This is a genomic window from Pseudomonas brassicacearum subsp. brassicacearum (assembly GCF_008801605.1).
In the GTDB taxonomy this organism is placed as follows: domain Bacteria; phylum Pseudomonadota; class Gammaproteobacteria; order Pseudomonadales; family Pseudomonadaceae; genus Aquipseudomonas; species Aquipseudomonas brassicacearum.
This window is the reverse complement of record NZ_VZPJ01000007.1, coordinates 18,368-44,149: the sequence shown is the minus strand read 5'-3', so window position 1 is coordinate 44,149 and position 25,782 is coordinate 18,368. Positions and strand designations below refer to the sequence as shown.

Below are 25,782 nucleotides of genomic sequence, written 5' to 3'. Positions count from 1 at the left end.
GACTTTGGTCGATACACTGGCAGTAGGCATGGGTGCTTTTCCCTTAAGAGACTCGCAACGCCAACCACTGCTGTTTCCGCCATCCAAACACTTAAAATATCCCGCGGGAGAAGTCATGAATATCAAACAGAAGCTGACATGGGCGTTCGCGGCCATCGCCTGCCTTCCGGTTATCCTGGTGGCGGTGCTGGTCGTGCTGAACCTGCGCGACGCCGCAAAAGCCAACTTTCTAGACAGCAGTGGCCGTGAAATCCGCCAGATCGACAACGGCATGAAGCAGTTCTTCGATGGCATCAGCCAGAACGTCGAACTCTTTGCCAGGGATCCGCGGGTCATCGCCGCCAAGGGCTTGAAAAACTATTCCAGCGCCGACGCCGCACAAGCCCCCTTCCCTGAGATCAATCAACAGCTTCTGGAGATCTTCGAAAGATTCGCCAAGAGCCATCCGACCACCGCCTATCTTTCCGTGGGCATGGATGACGGCGGCTACGCGAGCTGGCCGGACGATCCCAAAATGGCCAAGTACGATCCGCGCGTGCGTCCATGGTACAAGGCCGCCATGGCCGCACCGGGCACAACTGTGCGCACAGACGCCTATTACTGGGCGCCGGACGATGTGTCGCTGATCGGCACCGTACAAACTGTCGCTGACTCCAGCGGTAAATTGGTGGGTGTTGTTTGCCTGGACGTGTCGCTCAAACAGCTCACCGAACTGGTCAAGAACATCAAGCTGGGTGAAAGCGGCTACCTGATGCTGGTCGAAGCCAACGGCAACGTCCTGGTGGATGCTGCCGATGCCAAGCATAACTTCAAGCCGTTGGCCGACTTGGGCCCCAACTATGCCGAGCTGGCCAAAAGCAGCGATGGCGTGACCCAGATCGAGATCGACGGCGTGCCCTACATGGCCAACGTGGTCAGCTCCAAAGGGTTGGGCTGGCGCTTCATCGGCCTGATCAAGCGCGATGAAGTGATGGCCGAGGCTTCGAGCCTGACTTGGCTGATCGCCGCCATTGCTGCCGTACTGGCTGTGGTATTCGCTTTGGTAGGCGCCAGTTTCGCCAGCGTGATCGTGCGGCCGATTCGCGGTGTTGCCAACGGCCTGCAGGAAATCGCCGAAGGTGAAGGTGACCTCACCCGCAAACTCATCGTGCAAGGCAAGGACGAAACGGCCACCCTGGCGGGCTGGTTCAACCAGTTCCTGGGCATGATCGCGCAACTGATGCAGCGCATCGGCAGCGCCTCTTCCGACCTGCAAACCGCCGCAGCCGATACCAGCCACGTGGCCCAGAACATGAACGACGCTGCCGGGCGCCAGCGCCAGGCCGTGGAGCTGGTGAGCACCGCGTTCAACGAAATGGTTGCCACCGCCAACGAAGTGGCCCGCTCTTGCAGCCAGGCCGCCTCCAGTGCGGACGAAGGCTATCGCGATGTACACGATGGCCAGCATCACATCGGCGAAGCCACCGGCAGCGTGCTGAAACTGAGCGACGACCTGCAAAAGTCGACCCAGACCATGCAGGCGCTGGAACAGGACAGCAAGAACATCAACACCATCCTCGACACCATCCGCTCGATCGCTGAACAGACCAACCTGTTGGCCCTGAACGCCGCCATCGAAGCTGCACGGGCCGGCGATCAAGGTCGCGGGTTCGCCGTGGTGGCCGACGAAGTCCGGGCGCTGGCACGGCGTACCGCCGACTCCACCGGTGAGATCGACAGCCTGCTGGGCAACCTCGCACGGCGCACCCAGGAAGTGACCCAACAGATGCAAAGCAGCCTGCAGGTGTCGCAAACCAGCGTGGAACGCATCCAACAGGCCCGCGACAGCTTCGACAAGATCCGCCACTCGGTGGACTCGATTCGCGACCAGAATACGCAGATCGCCACAGCGGCTGAGGAGCAGCACCAGGTGGCCGAAGACATCAACCGGCACATCGCGCAGATCCATGCCGATGCCCAGTTGGTCGAGGAATTCGCCCACTCGGCGCAGACCGGCTCGGGGCGTCTGACGGATATTTCCGGACAACTCAAGGGTTTGGTGGGGCGCTTCAAGTTCTAAGCGGTAGTGCCTGGGAGAGCCAGGGATGGCTCTCTGCTTATGACGACTGGACGGTAGGGAAAATCGCTGGCAAGGCGCTTGACCTACCCTTTCGCCTTGACTGCATACAGGCCACCGATCACCACCAGGCTAGCCCCTACCACTGTCCATAGGTCCGGCAATTCGCCGAACACGAACAGGCCGATGAACGTGGCGAATACCAGCAGCGTGTAATTGAAAGGCTGGAGCGTGGCCGCCGTCGCATACCTGAGCGCCTGGATGAGTAAAAGCTGGGCCACTACACCTGTGGTAGCAAGCACTCCCATCAAGACCCACTGCATCGGGCTCGGAACAACCCATCCGGGAAGGCCGGGTACGGTGACGGCCATTGCGCCGAAAAAACCCATGTAGAGCATGTTCGTAGCAAACGAATCGTCGCGGCTAATCCGCCGCGTCAACACATTGAACACAGCGAACCCCAGCGCGGACATCAAGGGAATCAGCGCTGCGAGTTCGAAGACACCGCCGCCGGGGCGAAGAATGACCAAGGTGCCCAGGAAACCTATCGCAGCGGCAATCCATCGACGCACGCCGACGAACTCCCCCAGCAATGCTCCCGCCAAGGCCAGCGTCATCAGCGGGAAAACCGCATACAAAGCATGCATCTCAGCCAAGCCAAGATAACGCAGGCCAAATCCAAACAAAGCGATTTCACCCACCCCAACCAGGGCACGAGTTATCTGGAGAAAGGGATGCTGGCTTCGACATGCGGTTCGCAAACTTCCCTGATAAACGCTATAGCCAACAGCAAACGCAAGGAATACCCAATAGCGCACCATGACGAGCTGGGCGACGGGCAGATCCCTTACCAGCAGTTTGGTGACGCCATCCTGGCTGGCAAAGATCAGCATGGACAAAAGACACAAGGCGATGCCTAGCTGAGGCCGCGGCGCATCATGATCACGCACCATGCACACCGCCCTTGGCCGATGCCATCAGGGCGGTATCGTCACGCAGGCCTTTATTTGCGCGCTGTCGTGCGATGCTATGGCGCAACGTATCCCTCTCCAGCGTCTCGACCGCTACAAAGGCTTCAACGCCGGCCCCAGCTTCCACCTTTTCAATGAGATTCAAAATCGCCTTCTTCATGAACCAATGTGAGGTGCGATCCAACTTGGCCGCCGCCGATTTCAGCCTGGCACGCGTTTCCCCATCCAATTTGATGCCCATTGTTGTTACCGACATAACTCAGCCTCTGAATGAATCAAGCCCCATAAAGCAAGAAGTGGAACGCACGTCGATCTCATTGCATGAATACAAGAAGGCGGATTGAAGACAACGCCCCCCGCACCAGGACTCCACCACCCAACATCCTCCCGATACCAGTCACCCGGCGAAAGAACGAGGTAGAACTCGGCAGGCGGGTGTTGGTGATAGGGGTAGCTGGTCTTGGGCATCATCAGCGCCAACCCCAAGGTCAAGGTGGAACATTCAAATAGCGCTCCAGGGCCGGCGATCATCCCGTGGCGATGGCGCTCCACAAAAGCGCTGTCCTGGTTGGCCCGGGCTTGGCGGTTTATCCAGGGAAGATGGGGCAAGAGCGTGCTCAGCTCAGCCAGTATCGATATCAGGTCATCATCGGTCCTGGGCGCAGCGTCAAGCGCCTCGGATAAGTGACGCTCCAAACACCGGGGCAGCACATTTGAAGTCTGCGCAGTCTTGCTGATATTCCATTGGGCCGTGCTCAGAGACGCGACATGTGCTGGCGCCTCATTGCAACCGCTGCCCGACAGGACGCTCTGGAGCGAACGCCTGAGCGACTTCCCACTACGGATAATGTCCTGGTCCCACGATGGATCTTCAGTGCTGTTCATCATCGTTTTCGATCCCATTTCCCGAGCAACTTATCGAACTGGCTTACAGACGGCTCAGTTGTTCCAACAGGTCAACGGGAACACTGATCCCATCATTCTGTGCGGTGAGCGTTAAGTGTTGCCGTTCCCATCCCGGCCTGTGGACGCCCATCTGCGTCAGGCGGGTCAGTTGGCTGGACAGTCGCTGTTCAAACCCGCTTGAAAAGAAGGCCGGCGCCAGGAGCAGGATCAACAGGCCACAGCCAGGCGTCTGGTTTCCCTGGTTAAACGCCGGCGCATCCAACGACCAGTTGGCACCCGTGAGCCCCGCCGCCAGGACCTCGACCATGAGCATCAGATTGGCCCCACGATGTCCGCCAAAAGGCAGCAGCGCACCGCTCAACGCCGCCAAGGCATTACGTGTGCCGTTGCCCTGTTGGTCCACCGCCCAACCGTCAGGGATGTCGCTGCCCGTCGAAGCGGCGTGGGCGATATTCACGAATGCCGCGGCACTGCACGCCTGGTCGAACATCAGCGGGATGCCGTCGGCTGAGGGCGCGGAAAATGAAAGCGGATTGGTCGAGTAGGTCTTGCCCTTGGCACCAGGAACGGCGACCAGGGCCGGCCCGTTTGCGACCGCCAATGCAATCAGCCCGGCCTGGGCAAACCGCAACGTGTAGTCACCCAGTTCACCGCTGGTGAAACTGTTGCACTGGCTCAGCGTTGCCATACCATTGGCGTGCGCGGCATGGCACAGCGAATCGAAACAGCGATCGACACCCAGTTGGGCAATTCCGCCTTGGGCATCGGACTTGAAGATAATCGCGCCAGCGCGGGAGATGCGTGGTTCGGCACGTGGATTGATTCGTCCGGAAGAAAAGCCCGGCAAGTAATCGGCGAGGTGGCGAAACCCCACGGCCTGGTTACCGCGCGCTTGCGCAGCCACGGTGGCGTGAGCCAATGAGAGGGCAACCGCGGGTGAGCAGCCCTTCGATTCACAGAGATGCTTCACCCAGTCGACCGCCTCATCCAGGGTAAAGCGACGATAGGCTGTGGTTTTCAAGGGTATCGCCTGAATGTTCGTTCGATGCATCCGATGCCCTTCACGCAGGACATCGGACTGCAACTCAACTATTGAATAGCAGCAGCCATCACTGGGACGGTGTGACGGAGGCGGTCTGACTGCCGAACATCGCCTCGAAGCGAGGCTTGTTGGCGGCGTAGTACTCTGCAACGACCTTGTCTGCCGAACTGTCACGGGCGGTGGACATCAACTTCTCAAGGTCAGCCTTGGGGATCTTGAAGTTGGCGAAGAACCGGGCGACATCAGGATGCTCGGCGCTGAAGCCTTTGCGGGCAACCGCATGGATTTGCTCAGCACCACCGAAAATCTGCTTCGGATCATCCAGGTAGCGCAGCGGCCACTTGGCGAACATCCAGTGGGGACTCCAGGCGTTGATCAACGACCATTTGTCACGCTTGATGTTGCGATCCAGCTCGCTCAGCATTCCAGACTCTGAAGAGGCGACCATCTTGTAACCATCGAGCTTATATTCCTTGATGGCCTTTTCCGTCAGCTTGTACTGACCATTGCCCACTTCCGACGTCAGGATCTTGCCGCCCAGTTTTTCCCGTACTTCAGGCTTGTTGAGGTCTTCGACACTGGCGATCTCGCTGGTCGGAATGGACGTTGGCACGGCCATGCCGATCCGACCTTCATACAGCACGCCGAGGTCTTCGAGCTTGTCCTGGTATTTGTCGTAGAACGCCTTGTGAGTGCTCGGCAGCCAGACCATCGGAATCAGGTCGATATTGCCGTTAGCCAGGGCCTGGAACTGAATGCCGATATCGGCGAGTACCAATTTGACCGGTTGCTTCAAGTGGTCACGCAATGCCGTATCTGCCAGCTTTACAGCGATTTCCGTATCCGACCAATTCACCCATCCAATACGGATAGGCGTGGGTTCCTCGGCGTGAGCCGTCAGGCTACCGGCGACCATCGCCAGGCCTGCAAGCCAGCCGATACAAGTTTTACTGGATAACGTAATCATGGTGCATCTCCGCGTACTGTATTAATAGTTATTGGCAGGGCAGCAGAAGAATTAACTTCCCTCATAAAAGCAGAGTGCCATTACACCCTCAAGGGATTTTATGTTATGCATGGATAAGTTTTAGTTATACGAAAAGTCTTCATGTATTCAGGTCGTTCGGCCCTCCTCCGCCACTTGGCGGAGCTTATGAATGTAATCACTCACAATGCTTTTTCGAGCGCCGGCAAGGCCTCGAACAAATCCGCCACCAACATGTAATCCGCCACCTGGGCAATCGGCGCCTCGGCGTCCTGGTTGATCGCAACAATGACCTTCGAGCCACTCATGCCCGCCAAATGTTGAATGGCGCCGCTGATACCCGCAGCGATGTATAGCTCTGGCGCGACGATTTTCCCCGTCTGCCCGACCTGCAAATCATTGGGGGCAAAACCCGAATCCACCGCGGCACGCGAGGCCCCTACGGCACCACCGAGCTTGTCGGCCACACGCTCGATCAAGGCGAAATGTTCCTTGGATTGCATGCCGCGGCCACCGGAAACAACGACGCGGGCACTCGACAAATCGGGCCTTTCACTGGCCGTCAGTTGTTCGCTCACGAAACGCACGTTGCTTGTGCTTTGCCCGCCCTCCACCGCCACCACTTCGCAACGATGTTCATGGGACAAGGCCTGGGTGAACGCCGAGGCACGAACGGTCAGCAACTTGATCGGGTCAAGGGACTGCACCGTGGCGACGGCATTGCCGGCATAAATGGGACGCTGGAAGGTGTCCGCCGAAACGATGTGGGTGACGTCGGAGAGCATGCCGACATCCAGGCTGGCCGCGACCCGCGGCAACACATTGCGGCCCATGCTGCTGGCGTCGGCAACGACGTGCGTATACCCCTCGGCCACCAGTGAAGTGATCAGCGGTTGGGCATTTTCAGCCAGGGCGTTTTCGAACATCGCACCTTGTGCGAGCAGCACCCGGCCCAGGCCCTGGGTCAGTGCTGCCTGTTGCGCCACTGCCGACGCGTCCGTCCCGCCCATCACCAGCAAATCCGTCTCGGCACCCAGCGCCATGGCGGCGGTCACGGCACTCCACGTACCCGCCGTCAGCTCACCTGCACTGTGCTCGGCGATCACCAATGTGCGCATCAAATCACCCCCGCAACGTTTTTCAGTTTATCCACCAGCTCGGCCACCGAACCGACGTTGATGCCCGCTTTGCGCACCGCAGGCGGGACAACCCCTAACAATCGAGCGTGTTCCTTCACGCTCGCGCCCAAGGTGTCAGCAGCAATGATTTCAAGCGGTTTTTTCTTGGCTTTCATGATGTTCGGCAACGAGGCGTAGCGCGGTTGGTTCAGGCGCAAATCACAGGTCACCACGGCCGGCATGGCGAGGGCGAGCACCTGGCTGCCACCGTCGACCTCACGCTCGACCACCCATTGCCCGTCGACGTGATTGATTGCCGAGGCGTAAGTGGCCTGACCGCTGCCAATCAGCTGCGCGACCATTTGCCCGACCTGGTTGTTCTCCTGGTCGATCGCCTGTTTGCCGAACAGGATCAGTTGCGGCTTTTCCTGATCGATCACTTTGCTCAGGTACTTGGCGACGTTGAGCGGCTCGAGCAGCTCACTCGTCTCGACCAGCAGCGCCCGGTCCGCGCCGAGTGCCAATGCCGTGCGCAGTTGCTCCTGGGCGGCCGAAGTGCCCACCGAGACCACCACCACTTCGGATACCAGCCCCTTCTCCTTGAGGCGAATCGCCTCTTCCACCGCGATTTCGCAGAACGGATTCAAGGCCATCTTCACGCCATTGAGCTCGACGGCTGAACCGTCGGCTTTCACCCGGACTTTCACATTCGGATCGATGGCGCGTTTTACCGCAACGAGCACTTTCATAGTTCTTTGCATAGCCCCCTTGCACTCTGGATCGATGCGGGATGACCGACCGGATACGCCGGATCCCCCCTGTTTCGACTGGATGGTAATCCTGGTTTTTCCACCACGCAAGAAAAATGTACACCTGTGTCTCAATCGTTGACACACATGAACATTCGACATACCGTTATGTCAAACCAAGCCTGATGTTCTGTTCCCGGAGCGCAACACCATGTCCAGCGATCCTCTGCTGCAGCCCTATAAGATCAAACACCTGACCCTCAAAAACCGGATCATGACCACCTCCCATGAGCCCGCTTATCCTGTCGACGGCATGCCGAAGGATCTGTACCGCGCCTACCACGTTGAACGTGCCAAGGCTGGTGTGGCGCTGACCATGACGGCGGGCTCCGCCGCCGTTTCCCGGGACAGCCCGCCGGTGTTCAACAACGTGCTGGCGTACAAGGATGAAGTGGTCAAATGGATGAAGGACCTGACCGACGAATGCCACGAACACGGCGCGGCGGTGATGATCCAGCTGACCCACCTGGGACGGCGCACACGCTGGGACAAGGCCGACTGGCTCCCGGTCGTCTCGCCTTCCCATCGTCGCGAAGCGTCCCACCGGGCCTTCCCGAAAAAGATGGAAGAATGGGACATCGACCGGATCATCAAGGATTACGTGGACGCCGCCGAGCGCATGAAGGCCGCCGGTCTCGATGGGTTGGAATTGCAGGCCTACGGGCACCTCATGGATCAGTTCTGGTCGCCACTGACCAACGATCTCGACGGGCCCTACGGTGGTTCGCTGGAAAACCGGATGCGCTTCACTTTTGATGTGTTACGCGGCATTCGCCAGCGTTGTGGCGAGGATTTCCTGCTCGGGGTGCGCTACACCGGCGATGAAGACCTGCCCGGCGGCTTCGGTGCCAGCGATGGCCTGCAGATCTCCCACATGCTCAAGGACAGTGGGCTGGTGGACTTCCTCAACGTCGTTCGCGGACACATCGATACCGATGCCGGCCTCACCGACGTGATTCCGATCCAGGGCATGCGCAACTCGCCGCACCTGGATTTCGCCGGCGAGATTCGTTCGGCCACCGGCTTCCCGACGTTCCATGCTGCCAAGATCCCGGACGTCGCCACGGCGCGACACGCCATCGCCTCCGGCAAGGTGGACATGATCGGCATGACACGCGCGCACATGACCGACCCGCACATCGTGCGCAAGATCATCGAAAAGCGCGAAGAAGAAATCCGTCCCTGCGTCGGCGCCAACTATTGCCTGGACCGCATCTATCAGGGCGGGGCTGCGTATTGCATCCACAACGCCGCCACTGGCCGCGAAACCAGCATGCCCCACGAAATCCCCAAGGCGGCTGTCAAGCGCAAGGTGGTGGTGATCGGCACCGGCCCGGCGGGCCTGGAGGCGGCACGGGTGGCCGGCGAACGTGGCCACGACGTCACGGTGTTCGAAGTGGCGGATCAGCCCGGTGGGCAGATCCGCCTGACTGCCCAGAGCGAGCGTCGCCGCGAAATGATCAGCATCATCGACTGGCGCATGGCGCAATGCGAACGGCTGGGCGTGAAGTTCCATTTCAACACCTGGGCCGAAGCCGAGACCGTCATGGCCGAGGCGCCGGACGTGGTGATCGTCGCCACCGGCGGTTTGCCCCATACCGAGGTGCTCAAGCACGGCAATGAACTGGTGGTGTCGACCTGGGACATCATTTCCGGCGACGTCAAGCCCGGCCAGAACGTGCTGATCTTCGACGACGCCGGCGACCATGCGGCGTTGCAGGCGGCCGAGGTCATCGCCAACAGCGGTGCAAAACTGGAGATCGTCACGCCGGACCGGTCGTTTGCGCCGGAGGTGATGGCGATGAACCTGGTGCCTTACATGCGCAGCCTGCAAGACCTGAACGTCACCTTCACGGTCACCTATCGGGTCGACTCCGTGGAGAAGCGCGACGGTCAGTTGGTGGCCAACTTCGGCAGCGATTACGGCCAGGTGCACAAGCAGCGCGTGGTCGATCAGGTGGTGGTCAACCACGGCACCCTGCCCCTGGACGATTTGTACTTCGAACTGCGCTCGCATTCGAGTAATAACGGCGCGGTGGAACAACACGATCTGATCGCCGGCAAAACCCAGAATATCGTGACCAACCCGCAGGGCCGTTTCCAGTTGTTCCGGATCGGCGACGCGGTGTCGGCGCGCAATACCCACGCGGCCATCTACGATGCGCTGCGACTGGTCAAGGACATCTGAAGTCATGCCCCTGATCCTGGATCAGGGGCCATTTTTCCTATTCGACACGAGGCTCTTCCATGTCAGCACAGACCTTGAAATCAAGGGCTGCGGTCGCATTCGCGCCCAATGAACCGTTGCGGTTGGTCACCATCGATGTGGCGCCGCCCAAGGCCGGTGAAGTCCGGGTTCGCATCATCGCCACTGGCGTTTGCCATACCGACGCTTTCACCCTTTCGGGCAGCGATCCCGAAGGCATTTTCCCCACGGTGCTGGGGCATGAAGGTGGTGGTGTCGTCGAGTCCATCGGCGAAGGCGTGACGTCGCTGCAAGTCGGCGACCATGTGATCCCGCTCTACACCGCTGAATGTCGGCAGTGCAAATTCTGCCTATCCGGCAAGACCAACCTCTGCCAGGCCGTCAGGGCCACCCAGGGCAAAGGCTTGATGCCCGATGGCACCTCGCGTTTTTCCTATGAAGGCCAACCGCTGTTCCATTACATGGGCTGCTCGACTTTTTCCGAATACACGGTGCTGCCGGAAATTTCCCTGGCGAAGATTTCAAAAGACGCGCCGCTGGATCAGGTTTGCCTGCTCGGCTGCGGGGTGACCACGGGGATTGGCGCGGTACTCAACACGGCAAAAGTCGAAGCCGGTGCCAGCGTGGCGATCTTCGGGTTGGGCGGTATCGGCCTGGCCGCGATCATCGGTGCAAAGATGGCCAATGCCGGACGCATTCTGGCCATCGATATCAACCCAGCCAAGCGCGACGTTGCCCTGTCATTGGGCGCAACGGACTTCATCAACCCCAAGGACGATGACCGCCCCATCCAGGACGTCATCGTCGAACTCACCGACGGTGGCGTGGATTACTCCTTCGAATGCGTCGGCAATGTGCAACTGATGCGCGCGGCGCTGGAGTGCTGCCACAAGGGTTGGGGCGAGTCGATCATCATCGGTGTGGCCGGTGCCGGCCAGGAAATCAGCACCCGCCCGTTCCAGCTTGTCACCGGTCGCGTATGGCGCGGCAGCGCCTTCGGCGGCGTGAAGGGCCGCACCGAGCTTCCCAGTTATGTAGAGAAGGCCAGCCGCGGGGAAATCCCGCTGGAAACCTTCATCACCCACAACATGCCCCTGGACAAGATCAACGACGCCTTCGAGTTGATGCACAGCGGGCAAAGCATTCGCACCGTCATTCATTTCTGAGCGCCGGTCGATCGTCCAACTACCCATAGAAAGGAAACCAAGATGTCTGTTTTTACCCATGTCACCGTCGGCACCAACAACCTGGCAAAAGCACGTGCGTTTTATGATGCCACCTTGAAAGAGATCGGCCTCAAGCGTGTTGCCGATCTCAACGAGGCCGGTTCCATCTGGGGCGTCGATAAGCCTTCATTCTTTGTACTCAACCCGGCCAATGGCAGTCCGGCGACCATTGGTAACGGTGTTACGGTGAGCTTCGAGGCACCGAACCGTGCTGCGGTTCTGGCGTTCCATACGGCTGCATTGGCGAACGGTGGCGTATGTGAAGGCCTGCCAGGCCCGCGTGGCTGGGCGGACAATGCCTATGCGGCTTATGCTCGGGATCTGGATGGGAACAAGCTGGCGGTGTATTGCTTCAAGGCTGAATAGGATTTGAGGTTGGCTTGAGGAAAACGGCGCCTTTCGTTTTTTGGAGGAGTGCCGTTTTTTATCTGGGGGTGGGGTTGCTCGCGAAAGCGGTGTCACAGTCAATGAATATGTTGGATGTGCTGGCCTCTTCGCGAGCAAGCCCGCTCCCACAAAGGGTTTGTGTTGGGCATGTATGTTGTGTCCGCTGAAGATCGAATGTGGGAGCGAGCCTGCTCGCGATGCGGTGGTGGCCGTTACCCGACCCCGATCGTTTTATCAGGCTTGAAGCCCCGTGCGGGCCACCGCGGCACCTGCTTGCAGCGCCCTTCCAATCTGCTCTTCGAAATACCCCTGGGTCATCGCCTGCAAGGCGGCGGCCGTTACACCGCGGTAGGCCACCAAGGCGTCGATCATCTGCTGGGCATCACGGTTGGCCAGCAGCTGGCTGCTGTGGACCACGACGTTTTTCGCGGCAAGCTGCGCGATATCACCAGGTATACCGGCCAGCATCGCCTGATTGGCCAGCGCCGTCATCAACAAGGCCGGAAAGGCCGGGCCGGTGCCTGAGAGTGCAGAGAGGTAATCGATGAAGTCTTCTTCCTGGACTTCAGCAGCGGTGCCCACACACTCAAACAAGCGCTGCACCAGGATTTTCGTCGTCGCCTCTACCCCGCCCGAACAATACCAGGGCGTAAAGGACTGCTCGATTTCCACCGCCGCATTGGGCATCGCCCGTACGACTGCCGACGCCATGGTCTGTGTAGCAATTGCCTGTGCCGTGATGCCGGCCATCAAGGAGATCACGGTTTTGCCCGTCGCATTGATGTTCAAGCTGGCGAACTGCTCGGGGCGAACCGCGATGATCACGACGACGCTGCGATCCACCAGGTCCTGGTTGTTCGTGACCAGACTGGCACCTTGTTGGACCAACGGGTGGTTTCCCGAACGATTGGAGATGATCAGATTTCCCGCCGGCACCAGTCCCTTTGCCAGGACGGCCTTGGCAATCGCGCCGCCCAACCAGCCGGTTCCGCCAATGATCCCCACGGTCTCATTGGTCATCGCCGTTGCCTTCGAAAGTGTCCGTCAACGGAACAAAGACCCCGGGCTCTTTTTCGGCATAGCCGAACTTCCCATAGAAACGATCCAGCTCACGCTGCTTGGGGACTTTGCCGGTGAAGATGCTCACGTAATGAGGGATGCGCTGGAAACGCACGGTGATCAGCTCACTCGTATTCATGGTGATATAGCCGATTTGAGTCAGATAAATCGTTCGGGCCCGGGTATCAGCTCCCTGGCTGTCATAACCAAAGCGCTTGAACATGTTCGCCAGGGCGTTCATTCGCTGCTCGTCTACCGCAGCGACCTCCTGGGCCACTTCAGCGGACTGCAGCGCCCAGCTGCGCACGGCAAACTCGAACTGCGAGTCGAACAATTGTGGGTTGAGCCAGCACTCGAACACATTCAGGATCGCCTCGGAGATGCTTTCGGCATAGCTTTCACATTGCCGGATCAAGCCCCCCGTATTGGTCTCTCGCCAACGCGACAGCAACGCCGCCAGCAGTTGCTCGCGATCCTCGAAGAACCAGTAGAAGCTGGTGCGTGACAAGCCCAGGCGCTTGGCCAGCGGCATGACTCGAACAGCATCGATGCCCGATTCCTTCAGGGCCTCGTAGGCCGCTTCCAGCCAGCCCTCCGGCGAGCCCCGCCAGCCTGCGTCCTGGGCCTTGCCGCGTGCCTTCCCTACCTGGGGCATCTTTGCTTACCTTCTTTAAAATAATGCGTAACGTGAATGTACTCGGATGACCGTCGAATGTACACCTGAGTACATTTGATTGACTTTTTCGCCCGAGAAGTGGTGAACAATTAATGATCAAAACTCATGAGACACTGACATAAAATGGTTTGTCAGCAAAAGGCACTTGGATAACTATCTTCCACAGGCAACGGACTCCAAACCAAAACAACAACGAGCCGCCATCATGAATCTTGCAGTGCACACCTCTGAAGGACACTCGACACCCGGCCAAAGAATGCCGGGGCGACTGGCTTTGATACACGCGTCTTCCGTTACTCATCCCCTGCCCAAACTTCGATAACTGCTCACGCGACGCCTCGCGCAGTCGTTTTGTGTTGCCTGGAACCTGGCACACGGAGCTGCGCCCGGGCGGTTGCTGGCGTGCTGTTTCTTTCCATCAGCCGGATTAGTGATATGTGGATTACACAAGAAAAGCTTCCACTGGGTGAACATATCGCCCGGTATGTCGAATGGTTGACACAACATGGTGCTGGAGTTTTCGACGCCATATCGCTGTCGCTGTCGGGCGTCATCTCCGCGTTTACCAGCGCACTCCTCTGGTTCAACCCCTTGGCGTTGATCGCTGTATTTGCGCTGCTTGCCTATTACATCCAACGCAAGGCCAGTCTCACCCTCTTTGTCACCCTCTCCTTCCTGCTGATATTCAATCTCGGTTACTGGCAGGAGACCATGGAGACCCTCGCCCAAGTGACCTTCGCCACACTTGTCTGCGTGGTCATCGGTGTACCGTTGGGCATCGTTGCAGCCCATCGACCATGGTTCTATGCAGCCTTGCGGCCGGTGCTCGACCTGATGCAGACCGTGCCCACCTTCGTGTACCTGATCCCGACCCTGACACTTTTCGGCCTGGGGGTAGTCCCAGGCCTGATTTCCACGGTGGTGTTCGCGATTGCCGCGCCCATCCGCCTGACCTACCTGGGCATCCGCGACGTACCGGACGAACTGATGGACGCTGGCAAAGCCTTCGGCTGCTCCCGTCGCCAGCTCCTGTCGCGCATTGAACTGCCCCATGCGATGCCGAGCATCGCGGCCGGCATCACCCAGTGCATCATGCTGTCGTTGTCGATGGTGGTGATCGCCGCACTGGTGGGCGCCGATGGCCTGGGCAAACCCGTGGTCAACGCACTTAATACCGCCGATATCTCGATGGGTTTTGAAGCCGGCCTGGCGATCGTGCTGCTGGCCATCATCCTCGACCGAATCTGCAAACAACGTGAAGCCGTGAAAAGAGGTGACGCATGAGCATCATCCGTTTTGAAGACGTTGACGTCATCTTCTCTGCCCGTCCGAAGCCCGCCCTGGATCTACTCGACAAAGGTTTTTCCCGCCCGGAGATTCTTCAGAAAACCGGTTTGATCGTTGGCGTGGAGAAAGCCAACCTGGAGATCAACAAAGGCGAGATCTGTGTGCTCATGGGCCTGTCCGGCTCCGGTAAATCCAGCCTGTTGCGCTGCATCAATGGTTTGAACACCGTCAGCCGCGGCAAGCTGTTCGTCGAACATGAAGGCCGGCAGATCGACATCGCCTCCTGTACCCCCGCCGAACTGAAGATGATGCGCACCCAGCGCATCGCCATGGTGTTCCAGAAGTTCGCCCTGATGCCCTGGTTGACCGTGCGCGAGAACATCAGCTTCGGCCTGGAAATGCAGGGCCGTCCTGAGAGAGAACTCCGCAAGCTGGTGGATGAGAAGCTGGAGCTGGTGGGCCTGACCCAATGGCGCAACAAGAAGCCCGACGAGTTGTCCGGTGGCATGCAGCAACGGGTCGGCCTGGCCCGCGCCCTGGCGATGGACGCCGACATCCTGCTGATGGACGAACCCTTCTCCGCCCTCGACCCGTTGATCCGCCAAGGCCTGCAAGATGAGTTGCTCGATCTGCAGCGCAAGCTGCACAAGACCATCGTATTCGTCAGCCATGACCTGGACGAAGCCCTGAAGCTGGGCACGCGCATCGCCATCATGAAAGACGGCAAAATCATCCAGTACAGCAAACCCGAGGAGATCGTGCTGAACCCGGCTGACGACTACGTGCGTAACTTCGTCGCCCACACCAACCCGTTGAATGTGCTGTGTGCGAAAAGTTTGATGACCCCGCTGGACCAGTGCATTTTCGTCCGCGACGAATATTGCCTGGATACAGCTCAAAACCTGTGGATGGTGGTGAACCCGCAGGGTCATTTGACCAGCCTTCGAAAAGGCGCTACGACAGCGCACGTCCAACCATGGAATCCGCCCCAGCCAATCGAGACCCTGGCTCGACAGCCCACTTGCGTACCGTCGACGACTACCATGCGCGACGCCCTGCAGATTCGCTATGAAACGGGCCATCCACTGATCGTGCAGAACGAGGCCGGTACTGTCCTGGGCATATTGGGCGACGGTGAACTGTATCGGGCACTGCTGGGACATAACCTGTCACAGCCCGCGCCTTCTGAACCCGCAAGAGAATCTTCGGTGGCTTGATTCACCAGGCAACGACGTCGGAACGCACCTATGCAACCCAGCGATATCGATAAAAAGGTCAAGGGCTATCGGCGGTTGATACCGTCGATGACGGCGTTGCTGGAATTCGAAGCCGTGGCGCGATTGGCCAGTTTCACCCTGGCCGCCCAAGAGCTGGGCGTGACCCAGGCGGCCGTCAGCAAACAAATCCGGTTGTTGGAAGATACCCTGGGGACCAAGCTGTTCCATCGGCTTCATCGGGCGATCAAGCTGACTCACGAAGGCTATATCCTGCATCTGGTCGTCGCTGAGTCCATTCATCGCATGGCCAGTGTCTTCGACAAAATTGCCGAGGGCATTGGTGAGCAGGAGATCACCATCGCCTGCACGGAGGCGTTCTCTCACTTGAGAATACTCCCCAGATTGATCGCTCTGCGCACCCTGCAACCGAAGTTGAAATTGCGCCTGATGACGCAGCAGGTCTCGCCAAGTTCTTATCGGGATGACGTCGACCTGGCCATCCGTTTCGGTAATGGAAAATGGGAGGATGGCAGCTCGGTCTTCCTGTTCGATGAAGAAGTGTTTCCCGTTTGCTCGCCGGCCTGGCTCGCCGCCAACCCGGCACCTTCATCCATTACCGATTTTCTGGACACGGCGCTGATTGACTCAGATTCCACCCTTGAAGGCTGGATGACCTGGAACCGTTGGTGCCGGGAACTGGGCGATATGCGCCCCAAGCTCAATTATTCATTTCGCTGCAGTTCCTACAACGATGCGATCCAGGCGGCCATTCAAGGCCACGGCATTGCACTGGGATGGAGTCGGCTGATCGCGCACCGTCTCAACAGTGGCGAACTGATCAGAATCACGCCCTACGTGGTCAAGCCAAAAGACGCTTATTACCTGGTGATTCCGAGCGGTCGAAAACTTGAGCCCATTACCCAGGCACTGGTCGATTGGTTGCGCGATGACAGTTATCTAACTCACTGATAATCAACAAGTTAAAGTCAACTTTCAGGCATAACGCAAAGTTATGCGAGCGTGAAAATAAAGCGCGTTGACGGTCTTATTCCACCTTTCCAAACTGTACTCGCCGCCTGATCAATTTGAATGTGAGCGAGACCTATAATGACAATCAATGCCGTGAAGACCCATCGTGAACTCCTGGCCGACCGCACGCCCGGCCATGGCATGCCAGGCGGTTTGTTTGGTCGCCAGGATATTTTTGAAACCGATGTCGAGGTCTTCTTCACCAAACATTGGATTCTGGTGGGCGTCACCAGCGATGTCCCCGAACCCGGTGATGTCTCGACCCTTGATATTGGCAAATCCTCCATCCTCCTGGTACGCGACGATGACGAGCACGTGCAAGCGTTTCGCAATGTCTGCCGTCACCGCGGGGCTCGCCTGAAACAGGCCGGCAAGTCGACGGTGGGCATGCTGGTCTGCCCCTACCACCAGTGGAGCTACGACCTGGATGGCAGCCTGAAACATGCGGCACACATGGGCAAGGACTTCGACCCTAAATGCAAAAGCCTGATCCCTGTGCACACCCGGGTCATCGGCACCCATGTCTTCGTCTGCCTCGGCGACGAACCACCAGAAGACATCCTGTACCTTGACCAGGTCATGACGCCGCGTTTCGCCCAATACGACATCGCCCACTCAAAGATCGCCTACGAATCGGAAATCATCGAGAACGGCAATTGGAAACTAGTGATCGAGAATAACCGCGAGTGTTATCACTGCGCCGCCACCCACCCGGAATTGACCGCTTCTTTCCTGCCCGAAGATTTCGGTTTCTGCACCGATGGGCTGGGCGAGGATTCACTTCAGGCACTGGCCGAATATCACCGCCGCAATGCCGACACCAAGGCCAACTGGGAGCGCGAAGGCTATATCTGCGATGCCGTCGAACACCTGGGTGAAGACGCCGTGACCCAATTCCGCTCGCAGCGACTGGCCATTGCCGGCAACGGCGAATCCCAGACCCTGGACACCCGCGTGGCGTGCACCCGGCTGTTTGGCGACCTCACCCGCCGCGACTTGGGCGACGTGCATCTTTGGACGCACAACTCCTGGACCCATGTCATGAGCGATCACGCCGTAGTCTCCTACATCATCCCGCTGGCACCCGATAAAACCCTGGTGCGCACCAAATGGCTGGTTCATGCCGATGCCGTCGAAGGCGTCGACTACCAGGTGGATAAGCTGACCGAAGTCTGGGCGGCGACCAACCTGCAAGACGCCAGCCTCGTCGGCATCACCCACAGCGGCACCCAGGATCCCGCCTACACGCCCGGGCCGTTCTCGGCCTTTACCGAAACCTATGTCGACCAGTTCTCGCGCTGGTACGCGGCGCGTCTGGCCGCCCACGGCGTGTGAGGAATGAACATGACGACTTACGAAAACCTGACGTGTCCTGGAAACACCAGCGCGGTCCAGCGCTTTACCGATCCGACCACCTGGGGCACGTTCGGCTCGCAATGGCACAGCGGGGAACAGAAAACCCTGCAATGCTGCGCTGTGCGCCAGGAAACCCATGACGTAAAAACCTTCATTTTTCGTTGTGCGGACTTCAGCGCACTGAGTTTCGAACCCGGTCAATTCATCACGATCTCACCGGTCATTGGCGGGCAGACCCTCTTCCGCTGCTACACCCTGTCGTCCTCCCCGACCCGGCCCTTTGCGTTTTCCATTACCGTCAAACGTGTGCCGGGGGGCGCGGTATCGAACTGGCTGCATGACCACCTCAAGCCCGGCGACAGCCTGAAGGCGTCCGGTCCGGCGGGCAGCTTTACACCGGTCGGCCATCCTGCGACCAAGTTGTTGTACCTGTCGGCCGGCTCGGGTGTAACGCCCCTGATGTCGATGACCCGGGCCGCCTGCGACATGGCCGGCAACCTCGACATTGTCTTCGTACACAGCGCGCGTACTCCTGCCGATATCATCTTCCACGCAGAATTGACGCGCATGCAGGCCGCCATGCCGGGACTGCGGGTCATCAGTGTGTGCGAAGGACTTGGCGACACCGCTCAATGGCAGCAACCGATAGGCCGGCTCGATTTGCCGTTGCTGAGCCAGCAAGTGCCGGACTACAAGGAACGGGAAATCTTTACCTGTGGTCCCCAGGGCTACATGGAAGCGGTCAAGTCGCTGCTCAGGGAAGCGGCGTTCGATTTCGCCCACTATCATCAGGAAAGCTTCGACATCAGCGCACTGAACGAGGAACCGTTGCTCGAGCAAGCCCCTTCCCTCGATCAGCAGGAGGTGTTCACGGTAACCTTGTCGCGCTCGGGGAAGACGTTCAGCATGCCGGGCAATCAGACCGTGCTGAGCGCCGCAAAAAAGGCCGGGGCAATCGTGCCCTCCTCCTGCAGCCAGGGCGTTTGCGGCACCTGCAAGACCGCCCTGCTACAGGGTACGGTCGAGATGAATCACAACGGCGGTATCCGGCAACGGGAAATCGACAAAGGCCTGCGTTTGCTGTGCTGCAGCAAGCCCACTTCTGACCTGGTCCTTGATCTTTAGCCTTGCATCGCGAATAAGGTAGTCACTGCACACTGGCTTCTGCACAATCTCCGTGCGCTTACCCTAATAAGACAGTGGCCCAGCCTGATGAAACTGCAACCCTTGCCGCCCCTCAACAGCCTGGTGGCATTCGAGGCCGCCGCCCGCCACTTGAGCTTCACCGTGGCGGCACGCGAACTGAACGTCACCCAAGGCGCAATCAGCCGCCAGGTGCGCTTGCTCGAAGACTACCTGGGCACGGCGCTGTTCACCCGCACGACCCGCGAAATCAACCTCACCGCCACCGGCAGCCAGTATTACGAAAGCGTGCGCGATACGCTGCAACAGATCGCCCAGGCCACGGCGGGAATACGCCATTGGCAAGGCGCGCAGCAGGTCACTGTCGTCACCAGTACGGCGATGGCCTCATTGTGGCTGCTGCCGCTCGTGTCGGAGTTCCAGCGCCAGAATGAAGAGATTGACCTGCGCATCATCGCGACGGATCAAGTCAGTGATTTTTCCCGGCTGGACTGTGACCTGGCGCTGTATTACTGCAGCACACCGCCGAAAAACATGAAAGTCACGCCGTTATTCAACGAAGAGATTTTCCCGGTATGCAGCCCTGCCTATCTGGCGCAGCATCCAGGGATCGAGACGCTGAAGCAGTTGGGCGGATGCACCTGGTTATGGCTGGAAGACCAGCACCGCGACTGGATTGGCTGGAAGGAATGGTTCCAACGCCTTGGTTACCAGGCGCCAGAACCTCGACGGCGCATCAATATCAACAGCTACTCCATGTTGATCCAGTCGGCGCTGGCTGGCCAGGGGATTGCCTTGGCCTGGTCGGGCCTGCTCAGCAATCACTTGCAAACCGGCAACCTGGTGCGGCCGACGCAAGCCATCCTGCGCACCGATGCGCAGTTCTGCCTGCTGGAACCTCAAGGCCGGGCCCCAAACAGACAAAGCGTCAACCTCTTCCGCCAGTGGCTGATGGCGCATCTGGCGGAGACAGTCGACGTTTGATGGGCCTGGCGACCTAGCCGATTTTCACATTCATGGTGATGCGCGCCGTGAAGACCTTCACCCCAGCCTCGTCGAAGATCTCGACCGGGACAATCTTGTCGCCCGAAGTCTGCCAGTCGATTTCGCTACCGTCGGCAATCGCATGGATGGAGGTCTTGGCCTTGGCCAAGTACTCGACGGTCATGCCTTTGGGAATCCAGCGCGCGCCGCTGGGGATGGACACCTCGGTCATCATCCCGCCCGCCAGTTCTGCCGCGTTGCACAACGCGATCGCGTGAACGGACGCCAGGTGATTGGTGATTTCCTTGCGAAACGGCACCTTCACTTCACCGCGACCGGGGGTCAACACAGAAATTTCCGGGTTGATGGTGCCGAAATACGGTGCCATCTGGCAGGCCATATTGCTGAAAGCGGACGGGCCAACGCTTTGGTACATGCTGAGAGTCTGGCTCATGGGGGATCTCTGGTCAGGTGGATTGAAGTCACGGACAGAACATCATTCCATTACAGAATATTGCTCTGTTACAGAACAATATTCTGTAAATGTCCGCCCTGTCAATCGCTCGTGCCTGGCCGTCGTTTCAATTACCATGGCCCCTTTTTGCCTGGGCCGAAAAATGGAACCTGTCGATCTCCTCGAGCGTTGCTACCCAGGGCGCCGTGCCGAGTCCAAGCGGCACATTCTCCGATGTGCCCTGGCGCTGTTTAACCAACAGGGCATAGAAGCGACCACCATCGACATCATCCGGGCCGAAAGCCAGATGAGCGTGGGAGCGATCTATCACCATTTCGATAACAAGGAAGGCTTGGTCGCGGCGTTGTACATGACCGCCCTGGATGACCAGGCACGGCTCAGGGACAGCTACCTCGGCGCTGTCACGTCAACCAGGGAATGGGTCCACGCCTTGGTGTTCAGCTACGTGGATTGGGTGGTCAGCCAACCCGATTGGGCGCGGTTCCAGTACCAGGCTCGCTTTGCGGTCGCACGCAGCAGCTTCAACGAGCGGCTCGCCGAGGCGAATGTCGCCAGGAACGCCGCGCTCAAGCAATGGTTCAGCGACCCTGCCCACCAGCAGGATTTGCAGGACCTGCCTTTTGAACTGATCCCGTCACTGATCATCGGTTCAGCGGAGAGCTATTGCCGCGCCTGGCTCTCGGCCCGAGTCAAACGCAGCCCTGAACTCTACCGGCAGCAACTGGCCGAGGCCGCCTGGCGCGCCGTTGGCGCTGGCGGCTGAGCAGTTCGCTCGCGTTTCTCCGGGTTCATGGCGCTCCCAGTCAACTCTGGCCGTTGCGCTCAAGCATCACCCAACACCGGGACTTAAAGTCGAAGTGCCAGGGGACATTCCCCCGCTCACAATTCCAAGAATAGAGCCACTTCAATGAGCCTGACCAAATCCCTGCCAGCGTGCCTGGCACTCAGCTTCGCGTCATTTGCCGCCCATGCAGCCGACGGCCCTCCTCCACCTTCCGTAAGCCAACCCAGCGGTATCAACCTGGGCGGCACCAGCTTCTACGACGGGTTTGCGGGGCCACCCGGGCTGACTCACCAGACCTACCTGAAGTTCAGCACCGCCAGCAGCATCAGGACCAACGGCGGCAAGAAAAACGGCGCCTTCGATGACCCGAAGATCAACGTCATCACGATGATCAATCAGCTGAGCTACTACTCACCCGACACCTTCGCGGGAGGGGCACACCTGGGTTGGAGCCTGCTGGTACCCGTTGTTTCCCTGGACGGCGACTTCGGTGACAACGGTGCCAAGCTCAAGGACAACGCTACCGGCCTGGGCGATGTCACGGTCGGGCCACAGGTCCAGTTCGATCCGATCGTCGACGCCAGCGGCCGGCCGGTTTTCGTGCAGCGCATGGCCTTCGACACCATCCTGCCAACGGGCAAGTACGACAAAGACAAAGACCTGAACCCTGGCTCCAACCACTTCTCCCTGAACCCCTACTGGGCAGCGACCTGGATGCCGGCACCCCGTTGGGAAGTGAGCTGGAGACTGAACTATCTGTACAACTTCAAGAACGACGATCCGGCGAGCAGTTCGCAGCAGTTCTTTGAAGGGCAAGCGGTGCGCGACACCCAGTCAGGACAGTCGGCATGGGCCAACTTCACCGCCTCGTACGAAGTGTTTCCGAAGGTCTCGGTGGGCATCAACGGCTACTACTTCCGGCAGATCTCGGATGACAAGGTCAACGGCAACACCCTGACCGACTCCCGGGAAAAGGTGCTGGGCTTTGGCCCGGGTCTGTTCTGGAAAATCACCGAAGACAAAGCCTTCTGGCTCAACACCTATAAAGAAACCGGCGTCGAGAACCGCTCCCGAGCGGATTACCAGGTGCAGGTTCGCTACGTCCACAAGTTCTGATTGACGTGTAGGCCGGCTCACGCATGAGCGGGCTCTTTACCTGAGGTGATGCTTCATGAACGCACTCGACTCCATCGACAGCAAAAAATCACTGGGCGCCATCTGCCTGATGATGGTCATTTCCCTGGGGACTCTACAGATCCAGCCGATCCTGGGCGGTGCCTTGATCGACCAACTCGGCCTGCCGCTCAATGCAATCGGCGCTCTTTTCGCCGCTGAACTCATGGCGATGGCCATCGCTTGCGGGGTCTGCGCCCTATTCATGGCGAGCGTCGACCGCCGTCGCTTCGCCCTGGTGGCCTTGTTGATCCTGGCATTGGGTAACCTGGCCAGCACACAACTGCACAGCCAGGCCGGACTGGTCATTTCCAGGATGATCTGCGGCGCCAGCGGCGGCGCGGTCATGGCGGTTGTCTATGCCACCGCAGCGCTGCGCACGTCCAAGGACGCGACTTTCGCGATCATCAACATCGGCAACCTGCTGTGGGGCATGCTGCTGGTGACCTCCATGCCGCTGGTCCTTCAAGCATTTGGCGTGAATGGCGCGTTTTCCCTGTTGGCGATCACCAGCGTGCTCGCGGCGCTGGGTTGCTGGAGAGTACCCAAGCGCTACCCGGACGCCCATCGCGCGGCCAATGGCTCGATCCAGCCATTTGGTCTCACTGCCGTGCTGTTGATCCTGCTGTTTGCCCTGCTGTTCTTCGGCCACTCCGCCCTGTGGGTGTACCAGGAACGCATCGGCAAGAGCATCGGCCTGGAGCCCCAGCAGATTGGCGGAATCCTCGGCGGCAGCATCCTTGCCGGTGCCCTAGGCGCCGGGCTGGCCGGGCTGATCGGACGGCGCCTGGGCCTGCTGTTTCCACAACTGTTGAGCTTCGGCACGGCATTGCTGGCGACTTTGATCATGGTCTATGGCACCAGCCCCGTTGCCTTTATCACCACGGCCTGCCTGATCCATATGGTCTGGTTTTTCAGCCTGCCCTACCTGCTTTCCATGGCGGCGGAACTGGACCCTTCCGGCCGACTGGCAGGCCTGGGTAACGCTGCGATTTTCATCGGCCAGGGACTCGGCCCGTTTGGCGCCGCACTGGTCGTGGGCGAGGGACACTTGCGCGCGGTCGGATGGCTGGCCGCCTCAGCCTATCTGCTAGCCTTGGTGATCTCGTGCCTGGTCGTTGCACGCTTTCGCCGCGGCGTGAAACCTTCCGGGCCGGCGATGTCCCCGCAATCGGCCTGAACATGAACGAACCCGCACATTGACGAGATTGCCCGATGAGTATTCCATTCCCTCAAACCCCTGAATTTTCCGGCGCTCTCTATACGCCCAGCCGCGTGGAAGCAGAGGTGTTCGATCTTGAGATCGAAGGCATCCTGCCCGCTTCGATCTGTGGGACTTTTTATCAGGTGGCGCCAGACCCGCAGTACCCTCCCATGCTGGGTAACGACATTTTCTTCAACGGCGACGGCATGGTTAGCCGCTTCAACTTTGCCAATGGCAAAGTCTCGATGCGACGCCGCTACGTGAAGACCGATCGCCTGCTGGCCCAGCGCCGTGAAGGGCGTTCGCTCAACGGCGTCTATCGAAACGTCTACACCAATGACCCCCTCGCGGCGAAAAACAACACCACCGCCAACACCACCGTCATCCCCCACAACGGCGTCCTGTTGGCGCTCAAGGAAGATGCCCTGCCTTGGGCGATGGATCTCGAAACCCTGGAGACCCTCGGCGAATGGAGCTTTGATGGGCAGATCAAAGCTGCGACGTTCACCGCCCACCCCAAACTCGATCCGGTGACAGGCAACCTGCTGGCCTGCAGTTATGAGGCCAAAGGCGACGGCACGCCCGACCTGGCCTATTTCGAAATCTCGCCGGACGGAAAGCTGCTGCACGAGATCTGGTTCCAGGCGCCTTATGCGGCCATGGTGCACGATTTCGCGGTGACCGAACGCTACGTCGTGTTCCCGTTGATTCCGTTGACGGTTGACGTCGATCGCATGAAAAACGGCGGGCCGCATTTCCAGTGGCAACCCGACCTGCCCCAGCTGTTCGCCATCGTGCCGCGCAACGGGCGTGGGCAAGATGTGCGTTGGTTCAAGGGGCCCAAGGACGGTTTCCAGGGGCATACGCTCAATGCGTTCGATGAGGACGACAAGGTGTATGTGGACATGCCGGTCACCGGCGGGAATATCTTCTACTTCTTCCCCCAGGCCGACGGCTACGTACCACCGCCTGAAACCCTGGCCGCCAGCCTGATGCGCTGGACCTTCGACCTGCATGGCGCGCAGGAGGACGTTCAACCGCAGCCACTGACGGAATATCCCTGCGAGTTCCCACGGTGTGATGATCGCTACATCGGTCGAAAGTACCAGCATGGTTTCCTGCTCGCCTTCGATCCTGAGCGCCCCTACAACCCGGCGAATGGGCCAATCCCCTTCCAGTTTTTCAACCTGCTGGCGCACCTGGACCTGCAGACAGGCCGCACCGACGCCTGGTTTCCCGGCGACAGCGGATGCTTCCAGGAACCCATCTTCATACCGCGCTCGGCGGATGCAGAGGAAGCCGATGGCTACGTCGTAGCCCTGCTCAACCTCATCGCAGAGGGACGCAGTGAGCTGGTTGTGCTGGACACCCGTGACATGGCCAGCGGGCCCATTGCCCGCATCAGGATTCCCTTCCGGATGCGCATGTCGCTGCATGGCTGCTGGGCACCAATCGATTGATTGGCATCGGGTCCTGATGCCCGTCAATTAAGCACAATCCCTGTGGGAGCGAGCTTGCTCGCGATGGCGGCGGTTCAGTTACATGAGTATTGAACTGGCTGGCCTCATCGCGAGCAAGCTCGCTCCCACAGGTTTAGAGCCCTTTTCGCACCTCCCCTTGCTCCCCAGGTCCGCCAAAGGGACAGTCGCGCCAAAAAATACATAAATTCCATATTTTAGGATTTTTGTA

General features: G+C 59.2%; 24 protein-coding genes and 1 pseudogene. 15 read left to right on the top strand and 10 right to left on the bottom strand.

Annotation, left to right across the window (positions count from 1 at the left end):
• Window positions 1–28 precede the first annotated feature (28 nt).
• Window positions 29–1,198 (top strand): annotated as a pseudogene (locus tag F7R20_RS32345) (HAMP domain-containing protein); the annotation flags it as partial.
• 6 nt (window positions 1,199–1,204) lie between these two features.
• Window positions 1,205–2,059: a methyl-accepting chemotaxis protein gene (locus tag F7R20_RS32340; protein ID WP_375538864.1), complete on the top strand. Its 855-nt coding sequence runs from the start codon at window positions 1,205–1,207 to the stop codon at window positions 2,057–2,059.
• Between the two features lie 83 nt (window positions 2,060–2,142).
• On the opposite strand, the gene F7R20_RS16955 is transcribed toward F7R20_RS32340, so the two are convergent.
• From F7R20_RS16955 to F7R20_RS16925, 7 genes are all read right to left on the bottom strand, one after another.
• Complete coding sequence (locus F7R20_RS16955) at window positions 2,143–3,009, bottom strand: DMT family transporter (RefSeq protein WP_003203424.1); 867 nt, start codon at window positions 3,007–3,009, stop codon at window positions 2,143–2,145.
• Window positions 2,999–3,268 carry a transcriptional regulator gene (locus tag F7R20_RS16950; protein WP_170291495.1) on the bottom strand — a complete coding sequence of 90 codons (270 nt, stop codon included), beginning with the start codon at window positions 3,266–3,268 and terminating at the stop codon, window positions 2,999–3,001. Before F7R20_RS16950 ends, F7R20_RS16955 begins: the two co-directional genes overlap by 11 nt.
• A 5-nt stretch (window positions 3,269–3,273) precedes the next feature.
• Window positions 3,274–3,912, bottom strand: a complete 639-nt coding sequence (locus F7R20_RS16945; protein ID WP_223528422.1) for a dimethylsulfonioproprionate lyase family protein — start codon at window positions 3,910–3,912, stop codon at window positions 3,274–3,276.
• Window positions 3,913–3,955: 43 nt separating this feature from the next.
• The gene (locus tag F7R20_RS16940) at window positions 3,956–4,954 is read right to left on the bottom strand and encodes an Ldh family oxidoreductase (protein ID WP_311195860.1); all 999 of its coding nucleotides are present in this window, start codon (window positions 4,952–4,954) and stop codon (window positions 3,956–3,958) included.
• Between the two features lie 88 nt (window positions 4,955–5,042).
• The gene (locus F7R20_RS16935; RefSeq protein WP_003203433.1) at window positions 5,043–5,942 is read right to left on the bottom strand and encodes a glycine betaine ABC transporter substrate-binding protein; all 900 of its coding nucleotides are present in this window, start codon (window positions 5,940–5,942) and stop codon (window positions 5,043–5,045) included.
• 200 nt (window positions 5,943–6,142) lie between these two features.
• Window positions 6,143–7,078 carry an electron transfer flavoprotein subunit alpha/FixB family protein gene (locus F7R20_RS16930; protein ID WP_003203434.1) on the bottom strand — a complete coding sequence of 312 codons (936 nt, stop codon included), beginning with the start codon at window positions 7,076–7,078 and terminating at the stop codon, window positions 6,143–6,145.
• On the bottom strand, window positions 7,078–7,827 hold the full coding sequence (locus F7R20_RS16925; protein WP_003203436.1) for an electron transfer flavoprotein subunit beta/FixA family protein: 750 nt from the start codon (window positions 7,825–7,827) through the stop codon (window positions 7,078–7,080). Before F7R20_RS16925 ends, F7R20_RS16930 begins: the two co-directional genes overlap by 1 nt.
• Window positions 7,828–8,038: 211 nt before the next feature.
• On the opposite strand from F7R20_RS16925, the gene F7R20_RS16920 reads away from it, so the two are divergent.
• The 3 genes from F7R20_RS16920 to F7R20_RS16910 are packed head-to-tail and all read left to right on the top strand — an operon-like array spanning window position 8,039 to window position 11,685.
• Window positions 8,039–10,075 (top strand): NADH:flavin oxidoreductase, encoded by a 2,037-nt coding sequence (locus F7R20_RS16920; protein ID WP_003203438.1) that lies wholly within the window; start codon window positions 8,039–8,041, stop codon window positions 10,073–10,075.
• A gap of 59 nt (window positions 10,076–10,134) precedes the next feature.
• A complete protein-coding gene (locus tag F7R20_RS16915) occupies window positions 10,135–11,259 on the top strand; it encodes an S-(hydroxymethyl)glutathione dehydrogenase/class III alcohol dehydrogenase (RefSeq protein WP_003203440.1) in 1,125 nt (374 codons plus the stop codon).
• Window positions 11,260–11,301: 42 nt separating this feature from the next.
• Window positions 11,302–11,685, top strand: coding sequence for a VOC family protein (locus F7R20_RS16910; protein ID WP_003203443.1), 384 nt, complete (start codon window positions 11,302–11,304; stop codon window positions 11,683–11,685).
• A gap of 255 nt (window positions 11,686–11,940) precedes the next feature.
• Here F7R20_RS16910 and F7R20_RS16905 read toward each other — a convergent pair whose 3' ends face one another.
• Together F7R20_RS16905 and F7R20_RS16900 are read right to left on the bottom strand one after the other, a co-directional pair.
• Window positions 11,941–12,726, bottom strand: a complete 786-nt coding sequence (locus tag F7R20_RS16905) for a pyrroline-5-carboxylate reductase family protein (RefSeq protein ID WP_027911972.1) — start codon at window positions 12,724–12,726, stop codon at window positions 11,941–11,943.
• The gene (locus tag F7R20_RS16900) at window positions 12,716–13,420 is read right to left on the bottom strand and encodes a TetR/AcrR family transcriptional regulator (RefSeq protein WP_003203446.1); all 705 of its coding nucleotides are present in this window, start codon (window positions 13,418–13,420) and stop codon (window positions 12,716–12,718) included. The genes F7R20_RS16905 and F7R20_RS16900 overlap by 11 nt, the downstream gene beginning before the upstream one ends.
• Window positions 13,421–13,876: 456 nt before the next feature.
• Between F7R20_RS16900 and choW the strand changes: the two genes are divergently transcribed.
• From choW to F7R20_RS16870, 6 genes are all read left to right on the top strand, one after another.
• Entirely contained in the window at window positions 13,877–14,725 is an 849-nt protein-coding gene (choW, locus tag F7R20_RS16895; RefSeq protein ID WP_003203447.1) for a choline ABC transporter permease subunit, read from the top strand.
• The gene (gene choV, locus F7R20_RS16890; protein WP_003203453.1) at window positions 14,722–15,945 is read left to right on the top strand and encodes a choline ABC transporter ATP-binding protein; all 1,224 of its coding nucleotides are present in this window, start codon (window positions 14,722–14,724) and stop codon (window positions 15,943–15,945) included. Before choW ends, choV begins: the two co-directional genes overlap by 4 nt.
• Window positions 15,946–15,975: 30 nt before the next feature.
• Window positions 15,976–16,914, top strand: coding sequence for a LysR substrate-binding domain-containing protein (locus F7R20_RS16885; RefSeq protein WP_003203455.1), 939 nt, complete (start codon window positions 15,976–15,978; stop codon window positions 16,912–16,914).
• Between the two features lie 138 nt (window positions 16,915–17,052).
• Window positions 17,053–18,309 carry an aromatic ring-hydroxylating oxygenase subunit alpha gene (locus F7R20_RS16880; protein ID WP_003203456.1) on the top strand — a complete coding sequence of 419 codons (1,257 nt, stop codon included), beginning with the start codon at window positions 17,053–17,055 and terminating at the stop codon, window positions 18,307–18,309.
• A 9-nt stretch (window positions 18,310–18,318) separates the two neighbouring features.
• Window positions 18,319–19,455: a hybrid-cluster NAD(P)-dependent oxidoreductase gene (locus F7R20_RS16875; protein WP_003203458.1), complete on the top strand. Its 1,137-nt coding sequence runs from the start codon at window positions 18,319–18,321 to the stop codon at window positions 19,453–19,455.
• A gap of 87 nt (window positions 19,456–19,542) precedes the next feature.
• Window positions 19,543–20,457: a LysR substrate-binding domain-containing protein gene (locus tag F7R20_RS16870; RefSeq protein WP_003203461.1), complete on the top strand. Its 915-nt coding sequence runs from the start codon at window positions 19,543–19,545 to the stop codon at window positions 20,455–20,457.
• Window positions 20,458–20,470: 13 nt separating this feature from the next.
• On the opposite strand, the gene F7R20_RS16865 is transcribed toward F7R20_RS16870, so the two are convergent.
• Window positions 20,471–20,911, bottom strand: coding sequence for a hotdog fold domain-containing protein (locus tag F7R20_RS16865; protein WP_003203463.1), 441 nt, complete (start codon window positions 20,909–20,911; stop codon window positions 20,471–20,473).
• Window positions 20,912–21,074: 163 nt separating this feature from the next.
• Between F7R20_RS16865 and F7R20_RS16860 the strand changes: the two genes are divergently transcribed.
• The 4 genes from F7R20_RS16860 to F7R20_RS16845 all read left to right on the top strand — a co-directional run bounded on the left by F7R20_RS16860 (window position 21,075) and on the right by F7R20_RS16845 (window position 25,553).
• Window positions 21,075–21,695: a TetR/AcrR family transcriptional regulator gene (locus F7R20_RS16860; protein ID WP_003203465.1), complete on the top strand. Its 621-nt coding sequence runs from the start codon at window positions 21,075–21,077 to the stop codon at window positions 21,693–21,695.
• A 144-nt stretch (window positions 21,696–21,839) separates the two neighbouring features.
• Window positions 21,840–22,832 (top strand): SphA family protein, encoded by a 993-nt coding sequence (locus tag F7R20_RS16855; RefSeq protein WP_003203467.1) that lies wholly within the window; start codon window positions 21,840–21,842, stop codon window positions 22,830–22,832.
• 55 nt (window positions 22,833–22,887) lie between these two features.
• A complete protein-coding gene (locus F7R20_RS16850; protein ID WP_003203469.1) occupies window positions 22,888–24,069 on the top strand; it encodes an MFS transporter in 1,182 nt (393 codons plus the stop codon).
• Window positions 24,070–24,104: 35 nt separating this feature from the next.
• Window positions 24,105–25,553, top strand: coding sequence for a carotenoid oxygenase family protein (locus tag F7R20_RS16845; RefSeq protein WP_003203472.1), 1,449 nt, complete (start codon window positions 24,105–24,107; stop codon window positions 25,551–25,553).
• Window positions 25,554–25,782: the final 229 nt, after the last annotated feature.

Bases quoted from the DNA above. Each gene is read 5' to 3' on its own strand.
- F7R20_RS16850 (WP_003203469.1), top strand. From the start codon at position 22,888: ATGAACGCACTCGACTCCATCGACAGCAAAAAATCACTGGGCGCCATC.
- F7R20_RS16885 (WP_003203455.1), top strand. From the start codon at position 15,976: ATGCAACCCAGCGATATCGATAAAAAGGTCAAGGGCTATCGGCGGTTG.
- F7R20_RS16925 (WP_003203436.1), bottom strand. From the start codon at position 7,827: ATGAAAGTGCTCGTTGCGGTAAAACGCGCCATCGATCCGAATGTGAAA.
- F7R20_RS16860 (WP_003203465.1), top strand. From the start codon at position 21,075: ATGGAACCTGTCGATCTCCTCGAGCGTTGCTACCCAGGGCGCCGTGCC.
- F7R20_RS32340 (WP_375538864.1), top strand. From the start codon at position 1,205: ATGATCGCGCAACTGATGCAGCGCATCGGCAGCGCCTCTTCCGACCTG.
- F7R20_RS16845 (WP_003203472.1), top strand. From the start codon at position 24,105: ATGAGTATTCCATTCCCTCAAACCCCTGAATTTTCCGGCGCTCTCTAT.
- F7R20_RS16935 (WP_003203433.1), bottom strand. From the start codon at position 5,942: ATGATTACGTTATCCAGTAAAACTTGTATCGGCTGGCTTGCAGGCCTG.
- choV (WP_003203453.1), top strand. From the start codon at position 14,722: ATGAGCATCATCCGTTTTGAAGACGTTGACGTCATCTTCTCTGCCCGT.
- F7R20_RS16870 (WP_003203461.1), top strand. From the start codon at position 19,543: ATGAAACTGCAACCCTTGCCGCCCCTCAACAGCCTGGTGGCATTCGAG.
- F7R20_RS16865 (WP_003203463.1), bottom strand. From the start codon at position 20,911: ATGAGCCAGACTCTCAGCATGTACCAAAGCGTTGGCCCGTCCGCTTTC.
- F7R20_RS16955 (WP_003203424.1), bottom strand. From the start codon at position 3,009: ATGGTGCGTGATCATGATGCGCCGCGGCCTCAGCTAGGCATCGCCTTG.
- F7R20_RS16945 (WP_223528422.1), bottom strand. From the start codon at position 3,912: ATGAACAGCACTGAAGATCCATCGTGGGACCAGGACATTATCCGTAGT.
- choW (WP_003203447.1), top strand. From the start codon at position 13,877: ATGTGGATTACACAAGAAAAGCTTCCACTGGGTGAACATATCGCCCGG.
- F7R20_RS16900 (WP_003203446.1), bottom strand. From the start codon at position 13,420: ATGCCCCAGGTAGGGAAGGCACGCGGCAAGGCCCAGGACGCAGGCTGG.
- F7R20_RS16950 (WP_170291495.1), bottom strand. From the start codon at position 3,268: ATGGGCATCAAATTGGATGGGGAAACGCGTGCCAGGCTGAAATCGGCG.
- F7R20_RS16905 (WP_027911972.1), bottom strand. From the start codon at position 12,726: ATGACCAATGAGACCGTGGGGATCATTGGCGGAACCGGCTGGTTGGGC.
- F7R20_RS16855 (WP_003203467.1), top strand. From the start codon at position 21,840: ATGAGCCTGACCAAATCCCTGCCAGCGTGCCTGGCACTCAGCTTCGCG.
- F7R20_RS16930 (WP_003203434.1), bottom strand. From the start codon at position 7,078: ATGCGCACATTGGTGATCGCCGAGCACAGTGCAGGTGAGCTGACGGCG.
- F7R20_RS16910 (WP_003203443.1), top strand. From the start codon at position 11,302: ATGTCTGTTTTTACCCATGTCACCGTCGGCACCAACAACCTGGCAAAA.
- F7R20_RS16920 (WP_003203438.1), top strand. From the start codon at position 8,039: ATGTCCAGCGATCCTCTGCTGCAGCCCTATAAGATCAAACACCTGACC.
- F7R20_RS16875 (WP_003203458.1), top strand. From the start codon at position 18,319: ATGACGACTTACGAAAACCTGACGTGTCCTGGAAACACCAGCGCGGTC.
- F7R20_RS16880 (WP_003203456.1), top strand. From the start codon at position 17,053: ATGACAATCAATGCCGTGAAGACCCATCGTGAACTCCTGGCCGACCGC.
- F7R20_RS16915 (WP_003203440.1), top strand. From the start codon at position 10,135: ATGTCAGCACAGACCTTGAAATCAAGGGCTGCGGTCGCATTCGCGCCC.